Source organism: Corallincola holothuriorum, from assembly GCF_003336225.1.
In the GTDB taxonomy this organism is placed as follows: Bacteria; Pseudomonadota; Gammaproteobacteria; order Enterobacterales; family Neiellaceae; genus Corallincola; species Corallincola holothuriorum.
Genome location: NZ_QPID01000002.1, coordinates 248,347 through 264,349, shown reverse-complemented (window position 1 = coordinate 264,349; position 16,003 = coordinate 248,347). Strand labels below are relative to the sequence as shown.

The 16,003-nt window shown below is 50.0% G+C and carries 8 protein-coding genes; 1 reads left to right on the top strand and 7 read right to left on the bottom strand.

The window, feature by feature from the left end; genetic code table 11:
• Nucleotides 1-38: 38 nt before the first annotated feature.
• The 3 genes from DU002_RS04130 to DU002_RS04120 all read right to left on the bottom strand — a co-directional run bounded on the left by DU002_RS04130 (nt 39) and on the right by DU002_RS04120 (nt 4,135).
• A complete protein-coding gene (locus DU002_RS04130; protein ID WP_114337380.1) occupies nt 39-1,055 on the bottom strand; it encodes an ABC transporter permease in 1,017 nt (338 codons plus the stop codon).
• 82 nt (nt 1,056-1,137) lie between these two features.
• The gene (locus tag DU002_RS04125) at nt 1,138-2,499 is read right to left on the bottom strand and encodes a CmpA/NrtA family ABC transporter substrate-binding protein (protein ID WP_114337096.1); all 1,362 of its coding nucleotides are present in this window, start codon (nt 2,497-2,499) and stop codon (nt 1,138-1,140) included.
• 394 nt (nt 2,500-2,893) lie between these two features.
• The gene (locus DU002_RS04120) at nt 2,894-4,135 is read right to left on the bottom strand and encodes a DUF945 family protein (RefSeq protein WP_158537956.1); all 1,242 of its coding nucleotides are present in this window, start codon (nt 4,133-4,135) and stop codon (nt 2,894-2,896) included.
• Between the two features lie 168 nt (nt 4,136-4,303).
• Here DU002_RS04120 and DU002_RS04115 point away from each other — a divergent pair, with 168 nt between their 5' ends.
• Nucleotides 4,304-5,248, top strand: a complete 945-nt coding sequence (locus tag DU002_RS04115) for a hypothetical protein (RefSeq protein ID WP_114337094.1) — start codon at nt 4,304-4,306, stop codon at nt 5,246-5,248.
• Nucleotides 5,249-5,289: 41 nt separating this feature from the next.
• Here the strand turns inward: DU002_RS04115 and DU002_RS04110 are convergent, their stop codons facing one another.
• The 4 genes from DU002_RS04110 to DU002_RS04095 are packed head-to-tail and all read right to left on the bottom strand — an operon-like array spanning nt 5,290 to nt 15,873.
• A complete protein-coding gene (locus tag DU002_RS04110; RefSeq protein ID WP_114337093.1) occupies nt 5,290-6,207 on the bottom strand; it encodes a diguanylate cyclase domain-containing protein in 918 nt (305 codons plus the stop codon).
• Entirely contained in the window at nt 6,204-10,487 is a 4,284-nt protein-coding gene (locus tag DU002_RS04105; RefSeq protein ID WP_114337092.1) for an ATP-binding protein, read from the bottom strand. The genes DU002_RS04110 and DU002_RS04105 overlap by 4 nt, the downstream gene beginning before the upstream one ends.
• Complete coding sequence (locus DU002_RS04100; RefSeq protein ID WP_158537955.1) at nt 10,484-12,187, bottom strand: putative bifunctional diguanylate cyclase/phosphodiesterase; 1,704 nt, start codon at nt 12,185-12,187, stop codon at nt 10,484-10,486. The genes DU002_RS04105 and DU002_RS04100 overlap by 4 nt, the downstream gene beginning before the upstream one ends.
• An 11-nt stretch (nt 12,188-12,198) precedes the next feature.
• On the bottom strand, nt 12,199-15,873 hold the full coding sequence (locus tag DU002_RS04095) for a response regulator (protein WP_114337090.1): 3,675 nt from the start codon (nt 15,871-15,873) through the stop codon (nt 12,199-12,201).
• Nucleotides 15,874-16,003: the final 130 nt, after the last annotated feature.

Sequence of the window (16,003 nt, the reverse complement as noted above, 5' to 3'; positions counted from 1 at the left end):
GGCATCTTATTCTGCTGTTTTACAAACCACAGCAGGGCTTAACGAAGGACCGCGGACTTGTCCCAGGAGATCCAGCGTTGCAGCGCCAGCATGCCGCGGTCCAAAATGAAACCGATAAAGCCGATGGTAAATACCGCGACCATGATCCGACCAAGGGAGTTAGAACTGCCATTCTGGAATTCGTCCCAAACAAACTTGCCTAAGCCAGGGTTCTGCGCCAGCATCTCTGCGGCGATCAATACCATCCAGCCCACACCAAGGGATAACCGCAAACCGGTGAAGATCATTGGGATAGCACTGGGTAAAACGATCTTACGGATCTGAGTAAACCAGCTCAGGCGTAGCACTTTAGAGACGTTAATCAGGTCTTTGTCGATACCCGATACGCCAACGGTCGTGTTCAGCAGGGTTGGCCATAAGCAACACAGAGTCACTGTAATGGCTGAGGTAACAAAGGATTTGGCAAACATGGGGTCGCTGGAAACATACACCGCAGACACCACCATGGTGACAATAGGCAACCAGGCTAAAGGTGACACCGGTTTAAAGATCTGAATAAGCGGATTGAGCGCGATATAGAGTGTTTGATTCAGGCCACATAAGATGCCAATCGGAATAGCGATGATCGATGCAATCAGGAAGCCAGTGAACACGGTCACTAAACTGGTCCAGATCTGATCAATATAGGTAGGGCGACCATTATAGGTACGCCACTTAACCTTGGCATCAGGATCTTTGGCTAACTTAGCGGCGTTGCGTTTTTCCTGACGTTCGTAAAATGCGACCGCTTTTTCACGTTCCGCTTTATGCTCCTGCCATAAGCCACTCGCCTGCTCTATCACCTGCGACGGACCAGGCAGTTGCCCCAGGCTGGTTTGTACCTTGCCCGCCGCCCACGACCACAACAACAAGAACACCAAAAAGGCGAGGATCGGAACCCCAATATTGCGGAAGATCGTGTTAATTTGTGCCAACGGCTGGTCGCCTCGGCACAGCTTTACCAATGGCGTGATCCCGCCAATAGATTCGAGTTTATCTAATACTGCTGTTGCCATCATTGCCCCCTTGCAATTCCTTGTGGGTGGCCTCGCGTCTGAAACCTCAAGGCACACCCACTGGCTTAGATAACGCGCCGTGTTACAGCTGCGTCTTACCCTTCAGACCAATTGCGAACTTGTTCAAGTAAGCGTTAGGCTGAGTACCGTCATAAACGATATTGTCGATAAAACCTTTCTGTGGTGGCTTGAAGCCATCTTCATCCAGTGCAGGGAAGTCAGACGCTTTCGCTTTACCTTCTTTAATCAGCTCTTGCGCAGCAGCCATGTAGATATCAGGGCGATACACCTCTTTCGCGACATCCATGTACCAGCTGTCTGGCTTCTCTTCCGAGATCTGGCCCCAACGACGCATCTGTGTCAGGTACCAGATAGCATCGGAGTAGAACGGGTAAGTGGCGTTGTAACGGAAGAACACGTTGAAATCAGGCACATCACGCTTATCGCCTTTTTCATACTCAAAGGTGCCGGTCATGGAGTTAGCGATCACGTCATAGTCAGCACCAACGTAGTGAGACTGAGATAAGATTTTCACCGCTTCTGGACGGTTGGCGTTATCATTTTCATCCAACCACATCGCTGCGCGGATCATCGCTTTTACGACACGCTTATGGGTTTCAGGGTATTTTTCAGCCCAGGCTTTGGACACACCGAACACTTTTTCCGGGTTGTTTTTCCAGATCTCGTAGTCAGTGATCACTGGTACACCGATACCTTTAAACACTGCCTGTTGGTTCCAAGGTTCACCAACGCAGTAACCGTAAATAGTGCCCGCTTCTAGCGTTGAAGGCATCTGCGGTGGTGGTGTCACTGACAACAGGGCTTCAGCATCAATCTGGCCTGAGGTGTCACCTTTATGTGGTGCATAGTAACCAGGATGGATACCGCCAGCCGCTAGCCAATAACGTAACTCGTAGTTATGCGTTGATACCGGAAAGACCATGCCCATGTTGAATGGCTTACCTTCATCGGCATATTTTTCGACAACAGGTTTCAGCGCATCAGCCTTAATCGGATGCACTGGCTTGCCATCAGCCTGCATAGGAATATGTTTTTTCATCTCCTTCCAGACATCGTTGGAAACGGTAATACCGTTACCGTTCAGGTCCATGGAAAATGCAGTGACGATATGCGCCTTGGTACCGTAGCCAATGGTTGCACCCAACGGCTGACCCGCCAACATGTGCGAGCCATCCAGTTCACCGGTAATGGTACGATCCAGTAACACCTTCCAGTTTGCCTGTGCTTCCAGCTCTACAAACAAACCCTCATCTTCAAAGAAGCCCTTTTCTTTTGCGACAGCCAATGGCGCCATGTCGGTCAATTTAATAAAGCCGAACTTAAGATCTTCTTTCTCTGGCTCAGCCGCGAACGCGCTGGTGGCTAATGCGCTGGACACTAGGGTCGCCACGCTAAGTTTTGCAAACCACTTTTGTTTTGACATGAATCTCTCCCAAAGCTGTTGTGATGCGTAAAAGTGCGAACTGTTTCTGGGTAGAGGTAGTACACAATGCGTACCAACTTTTTAAAAAAATAATTAACCCATTGTTAACAAAGGAATAAACATAAGTTTCAGGGGGTAACAAAGGCACCCCTAAAGGGGTATGAAATAGAAAGCGAGGCGAACCACGAATGCTCAAATAGGGATAGAAGCTGGACTTGAATGGTGCGACACATAGATCAAATGAAAGAAAAAATGCCCCACCTAGCGATCAATAAAAATAGAAATTTGACGAAAAGTCGTACGTTAATTGCAGCAAGAATAGAACCTAAAAAAAGCAAAAACCGCGCTATTAAACGCGGCTTTGTCATTCAGAACCCTTAAAACTATATCGCAGCTATAATGGTAACGCCTGACCATTCAATTGCAGCTGACCTTGTTGCAGCTCCGCTTCAGTACGGTATTGCTCCGTGGTTTCATCAAAACCGATATAGCCCAATGCAACCATCTGCTGAATAAAATCGGGGGGTATTGGTAGCAATTGCAATAAACGGTGATCAACAACGAGCTTGCCATCACCTGTCAGCTCTTCTTTCAACAGTGGAAGTTGCGAAAACTCCGTTAACTGGTTGGGCGGGAGCTTGAGATGCAGTTGCGCGGTTAGGTTCGCATCCTGCAAATTAAGCTTCAACGCATTGATGTCAATTGCCAGCCCTTTTTGCAACAGTGCTAATAACAACTGTTGCGCATCTTCGGCACTGAGCTCGGCTTGCTGCGATGCGTTTTTGGCATTCATCCAAGCGCCTTTGTCGAGGCCGCTAACACTCATCTTCAGGTGACTCTGCGCTGAATGATAAAGCCCCATCCCCGGATTAATGGAGATCGCCTGCCACCCCAGGTTAATACGTTGTTCAAGTCGATCGGCCTGCTCGGTTAATCCGTTTTCAACGGCGAACTCCTTCAGCGACAGCTGCATCGTATCGTCTGAGGCATCAAAGCTGGTGATAAACAGATTACTTGAGCCGGTATAAAAACCGCCTCCCAAAGGCACAGCGTCTACTTCGAGTCTCAGCCCGGCCAAACGCGCTTCACCCGCTAAGCCATTGATGCTGAATCCATCCCAGTTCAGATCCAACAACAGCGCTTCAGCTCCCCCCTGATAGCTCATCAACGCTGGTTGAAACTGTACGACGCCCAGCATTGGGTCTTCGATCAACCAGTTGTCCATCGTCACTTCGCCGTTAATCTCACCCAGGAAATTAACTTCGGTAATGGCTTTGATTGGCAAGCGCTCGTTATCGAGCTGGCTTTGCCAAGCCGCAGGGGCGACTAGCTCTGTGGTGATCTCGACCTTGTGTGGCCAATAAACGGCACTGTTTACAAATTCTAGTGGTGATGAGGCTACTGGCGTAGCTTGTTCCTCTTCAGGCATCTGCAGGTGATAGCGATGTTCACTACCAAACAGTGAAAAATGCTTCGAAGCCAAGCGCAGTTCGGCATTGACACTGTCCGTCATCCGAACCAACTGCTGATGTTGAAGATTGAGGTAATACTGTCCATGGATGAAAGTAGCACCTAGCAACAAGGCACCACCGGTGACCAACAGCGCAAACAGACTAATTAGCGCTTTTTTCAACATACCGACTCCCGAAATAGTCATCACATCCTGTTAGCTACAACCCGTCACGTTATGCGTTCGCCATACTGGAAACAAGCATCAAACACACAGTTTTGAATACCGCTGCTGAAAAAAACTACAGAAAGGCGATCTCTTGCCGATTTGGATCATAAGGAGTAAACATAATATATGAATAAGCCATTTTTATGGTTGGCTTTGCTTTGCCTTGTTTCTGCCGAGATCCACGGCAAGCAGATATCCGCCCAGCAGCAATACACAGACACAGCACTTAACCTGAGTTTCAGTTGGCTTGACCGGCAGAAGAACACCCAGTCGCTTGCGTTCGCCATCAGCAATAAAGCACTACAGGATCAACAAGAGAAAGTACGCGCCTATCGTCCACAGATTGCCGATAGAAACACCTTCATTGCCCTGCAAAAAGCGGCCGCAAGCTACGACTATAAGCAGGTGCAAATTAATATTACCCAACAGCCTCACCAATTAAGCTGGCGGGTAAAAGCCGACGATCCCGAACTACGCAGCAAGGTGAAAGCGGAGCTGGCGCAAGCCGCAAAAGAAGCGCAACAAGCCTACTATAAAAGCAACCATTACAAGCTATATACCAGCCCTTGGGGGGAAGAAGGTGTGATCCCGGATCACGCTTATTACATGGAGCTGAGCATGGAAGCGATGAAACCCTTAGGGCGTTTACTCAAGGAGAAGTTTCCAACGATATCCGCCAGACAGATGGCTGATTTCATTTTGCCCTTTGTCCAGTCGATCCCCTATGTCACTCAGGATTCTCGGATCACATCGGCAGGGTTAGGTTACTTACCGCCACTCAGGGTGTTAGCTGAAAATAGAGGGGATTGTGATAGCAAAGCGGTATTGATGGCGGCGATCTTAAAGGCTGTCTATCCGCAGCTAAATGCCGTAATGATCTATATGCCTAACCACGCCATGCTGGGCTTACGTATGCCCTATTTGGAATCAGATATAAAGATCACCGCCGATGGCATCAACTACTTGGTGGCGGAAGTGGCTGGCCCTGGATTATTTCCCCTGGCAGAGGCGAGCGATTCGAGTAAAAACGCGATAGCAAATAATCACTTTAGTGTGCTCGAACTGCCCTAACGTCTGCCTCTAAGCCTCTGGCCAAAGGCTATCATCAGCCACTAACACTGGGTAGAAACCACCCGATTACGTCCCGCTTGCTTTGCCTTATACAATGCCTCATCGGCCGTCTGAATAAGCTGCTCAGGCGTGCGTTCCAGAGAAGGTACCGTCGCAGCGACACCGACGCTCAGCGTCACCACGGAAGCGACCTCTGAATACTCGTGGGGCACCTGTAGCGCTTCGACTGCGGCACGCATCTTTTCCGCCAAAGCCACCGCTGCGTCTTCGGTTGCCTCTGGCACAATCGCCACGAACTCCTCACCACCATAACGGGCAACAAAATCCGCCGGACGTCGCAACGCATTAGCTAACGCTGCAGCCGTCGCTCGTAAGCAGTCATCACCTTCGGTATGACCATAGTTGTCATTAAACAGCTTAAAACTGTCTATATCCATCAACAGCACGGCGATAGGTGTACTGTTACGACGAGCTCTAAGCCACTCAGCCTCTAACAGCTCATCAAAGCGACGACGGTTAGGGATCTCTGTCAGGCCATCAATAAACACCAACTGCTCAAGCAGGTCATTCTTCTTTTTCAGCGCAATATGGTTCTTCACCCGCGCCATCACGATAGGCAGATTGAATGGCTTGGTAATATAGTCAACCGCGCCCAACTCTAGCCCTCTGGCTTCGTCTTCACTGCTATTTTTACCTGTGATAAACACCACCGGCGTATTTTTGGAGCGTGCATCCTGCTTTAACTGTCGGCATACCTCATAGCCATCCATCTCCGGCATCAACACGTCCAGCAGGATCAGATCGGGCGGATCGTCAGAAATAGCGATCTGTAGCGCTTTTTCACCACTGGTGGAGGTTTTAACCCGATACCGTGGAGATAGCGCCTGCGCCAACAACTTAATATTAATCGGCTCATCATCAACGATCAGTACCGTTGTTTTAGTGATTAAACTACTCATTCACTGACACCTTCAGCTTCTCGTGGCTGTTGTTTTAAATATTCTAAAAGTAACAATGCCTTAGCAATGGCCTCATCATTATCAAACGCATTAAGTGCTTGCGAAAGGGCGTTGACGAACGCCAAACCATCCCCAGTAAGTTCCTCTTTTAGTGGCTGCAATGCTTGCTCATCAACATATTCGCTAGACTCCAACGCACTAATCATCTGTTCTACCATCAGAACCGCTTGCGAGCCAAACGCCTCATCGACCACGGATGCTTCCCGCGGAGAAACTGAGGGCGACAACCCAGTAGCGGCAACACTGTCGTCTGTGGCAATAAGTTTTTCCATCGCGGCAATGGCATCTGCTAGCGCTTGCCCCAACGCAGACAATGGAACCTGCTGCTCATCGGCGGCCTGTTCCCAGCTAACACATTGCTCTGCCAATATAGTTGCTCCCAGATTACCTGCCACACCTTTTAGTGTATGCACATCGCGCTTGAGCTGGTCGCTTTCCAACGTCTCTGCCGACACCATCTGCGCGGCAAGCGCTCGGTAGCGATCACAGAACTGCGTTAGCGCGCTCAATAGCGCAGTCTCGTTGCCACTGAACTGACGCAGCGCAAACACTCTATCCAGCACCACTTTAGGTTTAATAACGGCAGGCTCTATGGGCTCGCCATCGGAGGCAAGCTCTTCGCTAAGTAACCAACGCTTTAACACCTGATCAATCGCCTCTGGGCTAATCGGCTTGGTGATATGGTCATTCATCCCAGCGTTAATGCTCTTCTCTCTGTCTCCTGCCATGGCATGAGCCGTCATCGCTACAATCGGCAAATCACCCATTTTGGGTAAGGCGCGTATGGTCTCGGTCGCCGTCAAACCGTCCATAACTGGCATTTGGATATCCATCAATACTAGGTCAAATGATTTTTGTTGCACCATGGTCACTGCTTTCGCGCCATCATTGACCACATCGATCTCTAATTGATAATCCCCCAACAGACTCAGCGCGACATCCTGATTTAGCGGGTTATCTTCCACCAGCAGCACACGCTTTCCTTGCAGATTACGCAGCGTTGTCGCATCAGACTCACTGCTTTCAATCTCTCCACGGGATAAACGAGATAACTGGCGATGTAATCGATTGGGTAACAGAGGCCGTAGCAATAGCTCCGCTTTGCCTTTTAACACATCAGGTAGCAACAAATGGGAGTAACTACCCAAGACCAAAAGTAGCCAGTTTTTTTCCTGCTCCAACAGCTTAATCAGGCCAGCGTCATCAAGGTGGGACTGTTCCACAAACAGCAGCACAGGCTCTGAGGATTGTCGCAACGCATCCGCCAGCCCCAAGTGACCTAACACCGTCTTGGCATCGATACCCAGCAGCCCCAGCATCTTCCGTAAACGCGCTTGCTCTTCATGGTCTTCAAGCCACATCAAGGCGGTAGAATAGGGTAAGGCTGGACGCGTTACTTCCACTTTCTCTGGCGCAACAAAGATCGCATCAAAACTAAACGTGCTGCCATGACCTGGGGTACTTTCAACCTGAATTGTGCCAGCCATTAGTTCCACTAACTGACGACAGATAGATAAGCCTAAACCGGTACCACCGAAGCGACGGGTCATTGAACCATCCGCTTGACGAAATGCATCGAACAGGTGCTCCTGTACCGCTGGATCGATACCGATCCCGGTATCCGCCAGGCAGACATTAAGCCTCACCTTGTTTCCGCCGATCTGCTCGCCGCTAAGGGTTAATCGAATCTCCCCCTGCTCGGTAAATTTGAGAGCATTACTTAACAAGTTGTTGAGTACCTGACCAAAACGCAGCGGGTCGCCTATCAATATGCCTGGTAGCGATGGTGCCAAATCAACAAGCAGCTTGACCTGTTTCTGCTCCGCTCGCACCACCACATGACTAAGCGCCAGTTCAATCACCTCTTCTAACTGAAACTGGATCTGTTCCAGATCCATACGTCCAGCTTCAATTTTTGAGAAGTCTAAAATGTCATTAATAATCCCGAGTAAACCATCGGCAGCACCGCGCGCTTTCTCCAAGTAGGTCGACAATGGCGGTTCTGGGTGGTTTTTCAAACTAAGCCGCAACATACCGATAATCGCGTTCATTGGCGTACGGATTTCATGGCTCATATTGGCCAAGAATTCACTTTTATAGCGACTCGCCATCTCAGCGTCTTGCTTGGCTTTAACTAACTGCTGCTCAAACTGTTTACGTTGTGAAATGTCACTGTGGGTTCCCAACATACGCACCGGCGCACCATTTTCGTCCCACTCAACTACGCTACCACGCACACGCACCCAAACTGGCTGCCCCTCTTTACCAATCAACTCATACTCAAAGTCAAAGCGTTGGCTAGACCCCTGCATCGATCCCAATAGATACTCTTTCAACCTATCACTGAACTCGATACGATGACGCTCACTTACCAGCCCCAGCCAAGCATTACGCGTGAATGGCAGATCCCCCGGTTCATACCCCAACATGGTCCAAAAGCGATCACTGGCAAACAGTGCGGTACCATCAACCTGAAAGTCCCACAAACCATCGGCCACCGCTTCCAATGCCGTACGGAAGCGCCGTTCGCTGGCATGGAGTTTCTGCTCCGCTTCATACTGTGCGCTCATATCCCTGGCGATACAGATCAACCCGAGGAAATCGCCGTTACTGTCGAAAAACGGGATCCGTAACGTATCCAACAGCATTTCAGAGCCATCGGACAACTGATACCAATCGCGTTTACTGACCTGCTCGCGACGCCGATAGACTCGGGCATCTTCGGCGGTGTCATCACCGTTAACAGGATTTAACTGCGGCTCAAGAGCCCCCACCAAATCAACTTCCGCGACCCCGAGGGCCTGTTCATAAGCGCGGTTAGCTCCGAGATAACGCCCCTGTTCATCCTTGAAGTAGATAAGGTCAGGAATAGAGTCAATCAACGAACGCAGCAAGCTGTACTCTTTCTCGCGCTGCTCGCTGCGCAACCGCAGCTCCTTTGTCCGCTCCGCAACCTGCTTATCCAGATGAACATTCTGCTCTTCTAGCGCCCGAAGCAGCGCTCGTTTTTGCGCAAAGGTTTCACTAACAACATCAAACCACGCATTCCACCCCGTCGGCGATGGATAATCACGTTGAATATTTCCTTCGGAACAATTTTCGATGTGATGCAACAGTTCCGTTGCCGGCTGTACGAAGGTTAACTTGGATAAATGGTTGGTCACCGACACCAGCACGGATAGACCGGCAAACAGCAGAAACAGATTAAGTGCAAATTCGGTCTGCATTGGCGCGAGTAACTGCTCTTCTGGTGTCACATAAACCAGATGCCAAGGGGCATTCGGCAACCCCATTACTTTCAGATGATACCCTGCGACAACCTCACCGGAGATAAATGACTTTAACTCCTCCAGACTATACTGTTGTAACGCTTCCGGTAGGCCGGTACGCCAGTTATAAATCGTCAGCTCATTTTGCTTAACTAATTTTTCATGCGCCAACACGTTACCCTTGGCATCCACCAACATCGCACTGCCCGGCAACGCCTTCTGCTGATTCAGGTAATCGGTTAACAGAGCCAGCGGCAGCTCCATCGCCACCCGCCCACGTCGGTCATCGGTGATCTGAATCACCTCAGACAAGGTCACTACCAACTGACGCAGTACCTGTGACACATGTGGCTCTGACCAGCTCGCGTCTTGCTGCGCACAACTGCGCACATTGTTGAGCAGAGTCGCCGCAACCGTTTCATATTTAGGTGACCAGGGGAACATGTTGACGAAACCGCTATCTGAGCAGTAATACATAGCCCCGACTTGTGGTACCGCCATCTCTAACATCAGTAGGCCAGTATCAAGATCGGTGACCATCATCAGCTCACGATAAAACCACTCGTCCCGTCCCAACATGGAACCACGGCCAAGAATGCGGCCAAAATGCACCCCGGAAACCCGCCGATAACTGGATTCAGTGATCTCCTGGTAATGCAGCTCTAACTCATTGGTTTCAAAGTGACTTAACAGGTAGGGACGATTGATCAGTAATGGCTGGCTAAGGTGGTCAGCAGCAAACTGTGCTAACCCCCCCATGGCGCGGGCACTATTGCCCAACAGCTTGTCGACATATTCAGCGTAATCTTCAATGCCCGCATTATGGCGAGCAAAAGCTTCGTCGCTATGCAGACGATAGAGTACCAAAGACGCTATTAACGCCACCAAGAGAACGCCAAGATAGGCGAGTCGAATGGTGCGCGTATAGCGCTTTAGTATCCCCTGCTTCAAAAGCCTTCACGCTCCTCTGTCAGCGGTGGGGACTGCTGTGCTGGTTGCGTGATGACCCGTAACTCATGGTCTTGATGGTACCAATCAATAAAGAGTTCTCCCGGCATTGGATGGGCAAACTCAAAGCCTTGCCCCATCTCACAGCCCAAAAATAGCAGCAAATCACGTTGTTGCTGGGATTCTATCCCTTCAGCAACCACCCGCTTATCAAGTGACTGAGCAAACTGGATCAAGCTTTTTACCAACAGGCGCATGTCACTGTTGTCACAGGCTTGGGCAACAAAACGTCTATCAATCTTAATGGCGGACAAGGGCATTCGGATCAAGGTGCTGAGGTCCGAGCGACCAAAACCAAAATCATCCAGGATGATCTCCGCACCGGCACGGCGCAGCGATGACAATTGCTCTAGCTTGCGCTCCGTTGAGGTAAACAGCATCGACTCAGTGATCTCAAACTGCAGTTGATGCATATCCAGTTCGTGCGCTTCAACAACTGAGTGAACCCGATTGAGGAAGTCGACAGTGTCGAGCTGGAAGTTTGATAAGTTGATAGCAATCGATAATTGGATCCCCGCCTGCTGCCAGCACACTAAGGTCTGACATACCTGGTTAAGAATGTATTCACCCAGCTGCTCACCAAGACCTGCGGCATCAATCACGGGTAAAAAGTCGCCAGGTGAGATCAACCCCAACTCAGGCTCTTCCCAGCGCAGCAATGCTTCTGCACTGACAACTTTGGATGCCAAAAGATCAACAACAGGCTGGTAATACATAACCAACTGCTGCTCAGCGAGTGCGGTAGGTAAGCGTTGTTCCAGGGTTTGGCGATAATCAGAATCTTCCGCCATAAAGCGAGAATAGAGCATGACATCACCAACGCCACGGCTCTTCGCATGAAACATCGCAATATCGGCATGTTTCAATAGTAGCTCGGCGCTGTCACCATGCTCAGGGTAGATACTGATCCCCACGCTGGCACCTAAGGTAATGCGTCGCCCCTGCACTTCGAAAGGTTGCTCTAACACGCTAATCAGCCGTATCGCTAACTGCCGCGCCAAAGTCTCAGATGAGGCATCAGCCGGCAACAAGACCACAAACTCGTCCCCTCCATAGCGACACAATAGATGATCTTCAGGGATCTCCTGCGCCATCTGTATTGCCACTTCACGCAGCAATAGGTCACCAAAACTGTGTCCGTGCAGATCGTTAACGGCTTTGAAAAACTCCAAATCGACAAACATCAAAGCAAACGGCAACCCTTGCTGCTGGGCACTCTGCAACTGCAGCTGTAGCTGAGCCGTTAAACTTCGGCGATTAGGTAACTGCGTCAATGGATCAACCGTGCCTTGAGCCACGATCAATTGCCAAAGCCCTGACAATCGCTGCTGGAGTAACTCATTGGAAAGAGGCAGCGTTAAAACATCGACCGCACCGGCTTTTAATAACTCGGTTTGCTCATCGGGATCACTATGTTCAGTCACCACGACCACGCCAAAACCAAGGCGTTTCCAGTGACCAATCGCAGCCGTGTCAGCCATAGCGCTATCAACCAACAATAAACTGACTGATCGCGGTGTCGCTGCGTCAACTTGCGCAACAGAATTCAGTGGATTCCACTGGCAATCGATCTCATTTAATTGCTGATCCCAGCCATTAGATGATTGCGAACATAGGGTTACAACTTCTGGCAGAATACTCATGACGGCCTTCATTATCTGTAGCGGGCGCGCAATAATTCCAGCAGTTGAGACAAATAGTTCAATGCGGCTTCCTGATCTAAGGAGATCAAACTAAGGCTCAACTGCTCAAATAACGCACTATCTTCACCAGCCCTAAAGCTGGCCTTTAATCTAGCGATCTCCTGATCATCAATATACTCACCGTCCTGAATCCGGACGCGAAGCGCTTCCAAGCGCCCCAATAACGCATCCCTTGGCACTGGCACGATACGTGACACAGGATCGGCGTTGTCATCTAAATAACTTTTTACTGATTGGATAGTCTGTTGAAACAGAGCACGGAAGTCGGTGACCCATCCCTCATATTCATCATCATAGTTACTCTGTTCGCACAGCTGTTGCCCCTGAGCCAAACTCGCTGACAACGGCTGCATCCCTAGGTTACCCGCGCTACCTTTGAGGCGATGCAACAAAGCGACAAGTTCCTCGCCCTGGCGGTTACGATGGAACTCGGCTATCGCCTCCATTGATTTTGCCGCTTCGCCAACAAAACTACGCAAGCTATTGCCCAGCAACACTTTATTGTCTGAACACTGACGGAGGGCAAAATCGCCATTGAAAATTTGTGATTCCTGTTGCTGCTTTTCTTGTGACTGAGACAGCCCCAGCCAGTGCGCGATGACAGAGAATAGATGGTCGGCGTCAATCGGTTTAGTGACGTGGTCATTCATCCCCGCAGCCAAGCTTTTCTCTTTATCTTCATTCATCGCATGTGCAGTCATCGCGATAATTGGCGTGTCGACGCCACGGTCACGCAGCTGCCGCGCCGCTTCGAGACCGTCCATCTCAGGCATCTGAATATCCATCAAGATCAGATCAAACTGCTCTTTAGCCTGCATTGACAACGCTTGCACGCCGCTGCTCGCTATCGACACATCAGCACCACGACTGAGCAAAAGCTCGGCGGCCACCTGCTGGTTGATTGGATTATCTTCCACCAGTAACAATCGACAGCCAGTCAAATCGATATAGCGCTCGCCCTGATGCTCATCGACCAAGGGTTGAACCTGGAACAACTCACAGAGCTGATCGAATAGTGCCGAGGGAGTAAACGGCTTATAAAGCGTGCGACTGGATAGCATATGGTGCTGACGGGCAAAATCATCTTCATAACCAAACGCCGTCATCATGAGCACCCGCGGCATGGCAAATACCGGGTTTTCATGTTGCATCTCAAGCAGGTGGTCGAGTAACTGCAGACCATCCATCTTCGGCATTTTCCAATCTACCAACAGCAATTGAAACGGCGTATTTGCCCTTGCCCGCTTCATAATCTCAGCTAACGCCACCTCTCCGTCCTGCGCCTCAACCACCTCCACACCAAAGCTTTGCAGCATATTGGCGTAGATGTTTCGAGCACCGGCGCTATCATCCACCACCAAAGCCAACTTGCCTTGCAACGCACGACTTAGCGAAATTGGAGCATCTTTCTCCAGGGTCACGAAATTCAAACAGAAGCTGAAACTGGTGCCTTTCCCAACATCGCTAGTGACCGAGATGTCACCCCCCATCAGCTCAACTAAGCGCTTGCAGATTGACAGTCCCAAGCCGGTGCCACCAAACTGCCGAGTGGTCGAGCCATCGGCCTGCTCAAAGGGTGAAAACAGCGACTCTAAACGTTCAGCTTCAATACCAATACCGGAATCTATGACTTTAAATTCCAGGTTTGCGTTGCCCCTCTGCTCTTCAATACAACGCACTTGCAGGGTGATCTCTCCGTGGGGAGTAAACTTGCTGGCGTTACTTAATAGATTTGTCAGCACCTGTGTTAAACGCAGTGGATCACCAAGCAGCTGAGTCGGTACATCAGGATCTAGCGCTAACAACAGTTCGACATTCTTACCTACCAATTTATGGGAAGTTAAACTAACCGCTTGATCCAGCACCTTATCCAAGGAAAATTCAATCTTCTCTAGGGCCAGTTTGCCCGCCTCGATTTTAGAAAAATCGAGTATGTCATTGATGATCTGCAATAGAGATTTGGCTGAAAGCTGTGCCTTGTCGACGTAATCTTTCTGTTGCGCAGTCAGTGGGGTATTCAGCAGCAACTGCACCATCCCCAACACCGCATTCATCGGCGTGCGGATCTCATGGCTCATGTTGGCTAAAAACTCACTTTTCGCTTTATTCGCCTGGATCGCTTCTAGTGTTCGTTGGGCGACCCGCTGCTCCAACTCATCATTCAACTGGCGTAGCGCTTCGCGCAACGATGCCTCTTCGGTGACATCAATGGCAATAGCGCACAGCGCTTCAATACGACCTTCCAGATCGAGCAAAGGAAAGCGTATGGTGCGTAATACTTCTTGCTCATCAGCGAGGTGAAATGTTTCCTCAAACAGCTGCACCTGCGTTGTATCTAACACCTCTTGATCATGTTTTCTCACTAAGCGCGCTTCAGGGAGCGAAAGAAACTGCTCAACCGTGCCACCCACAATGTTCTTTTTGTCCCGCCCATAGCGACTCGCTAACGCATCATTGACCAACAGATAACGCCCTTCCAGATCTTTAATAGACAACTGTATGGGGGCGCGATTAATCAGCTCGGTGAGCAATCGATCCTGCTTTTGAAAGCGGCGTCGATGGCGGATCATGATGATGGCAAAAGCCAAGGTGCCGGTAGCTAACAGGACAGTCCAACCAATCGCAGAAAAAATCCCCTGACGGGACAAGGTAAATGCTTCGGTGGCGTCCATCTCTACGGCAATACCAAAGCCTAACTTATCATCCCACTGCCATGCGCCAACCACTTCCACGCCACGGTAATCACGGTAGCCATCGACATCGATGCCTTGCTCCTGTTTAAGCGCCTGCTGCACCAAAAATGTCAGAGGCTGATTAGCCCCGACGGCGGCTTTTTGCTTTACAGTTAATGCTCTGCCAGGATCTGCCAGCTTAAGGTTTAAAGCGCTGCGCTGATCAGCATCCAGCAACCCCAGCGCGCGGAGCTGTTTTTCAAATCGACTATTGGACAGCATTAGCCCGTCACTGGTGAAAGCAAATGCTTCACCGCTCTTACCTTGGCGCGCCCGTTGCAATATTTGACCTAACCCCTGCTCTGCATCTTGCTGGATCAATAACGCCGCAAAAGGTTGATCGGCGCCGTCAAACAACGGTGTCGCCACATACTGATGGTACGAAAGATTATCCCCGCGTGTTTTCAGCGGCAGGCTAATCAAGGCTTCACCACGCCAAAGACGAGAAACCAGTTCAGATTGCGCAAGCATAGGGGTGGCTTGACCTATCGCATCGAGCTCGTTGCTAGATAGCACCAGACCATCACGATCTATCAGCTGGTAGCCTGTATAGCGCATCCGCGTCAGCATCGGCATTATCTGCATATTCAACGTCAGATGCGCTGGCGACGCTCGGAGCAATTCGGGCTCAGCTGGTAGCAGGTCCAGCTGATTAGCCAACGGCCGATAAATGGGGTTGTTTATCATCGCGGTCAGGGTATTGACCTGCTGCTCATACCAAGACAGCAACGCTTGATGGGTAATACGTAAAACGGTCTGTAGCGACGCAACCTGCTGTTGCTTCGATATCTGAATATTATGTTCCGTCAGTCGCCAAACGGTCACAGACACCAACAAGATAAAAAATGCGGTGACTAAGTAAACACTGCGAGCGGTGCGAAAAAGGCTACTCATACTGACAACGGTGATCAATCCAAAGACCTAAACTAGCTCTAACCTTAGTCTAGTATTCAATGATTTATAAGCCATTCGGGCGACATTTAGACAACAAAAAGGCCGCTTCGCGACCTTATTTGTTTAAAAC

What these genes read in the sequence shown, in the direction of transcription:
- DU002_RS04130 (WP_114337380.1), bottom strand. Translation starts at nt 1,055, where the DNA reads ATGGCAACAGCAGTATTAGATAAACTCGAATCTATTGGCGGGATCACG.
- DU002_RS04125 (WP_114337096.1), bottom strand. Translation starts at nt 2,499, where the DNA reads ATGTCAAAACAAAAGTGGTTTGCAAAACTTAGCGTGGCGACCCTAGTG.
- DU002_RS04120 (WP_158537956.1), bottom strand. Translation starts at nt 4,135, where the DNA reads ATGTTGAAAAAAGCGCTAATTAGTCTGTTTGCGCTGTTGGTCACCGGT.
- DU002_RS04115 (WP_114337094.1), top strand. Translation starts at nt 4,304, where the DNA reads ATGAATAAGCCATTTTTATGGTTGGCTTTGCTTTGCCTTGTTTCTGCC.
- DU002_RS04110 (WP_114337093.1), bottom strand. Translation starts at nt 6,207, where the DNA reads ATGAGTAGTTTAATCACTAAAACAACGGTACTGATCGTTGATGATGAG.
- DU002_RS04100 (WP_158537955.1), bottom strand. Translation starts at nt 12,187, where the DNA reads ATGAGTATTCTGCCAGAAGTTGTAACCCTATGTTCGCAATCATCTAAT.
- DU002_RS04095 (WP_114337090.1), bottom strand. Translation starts at nt 15,873, where the DNA reads ATGAGTAGCCTTTTTCGCACCGCTCGCAGTGTTTACTTAGTCACCGCA.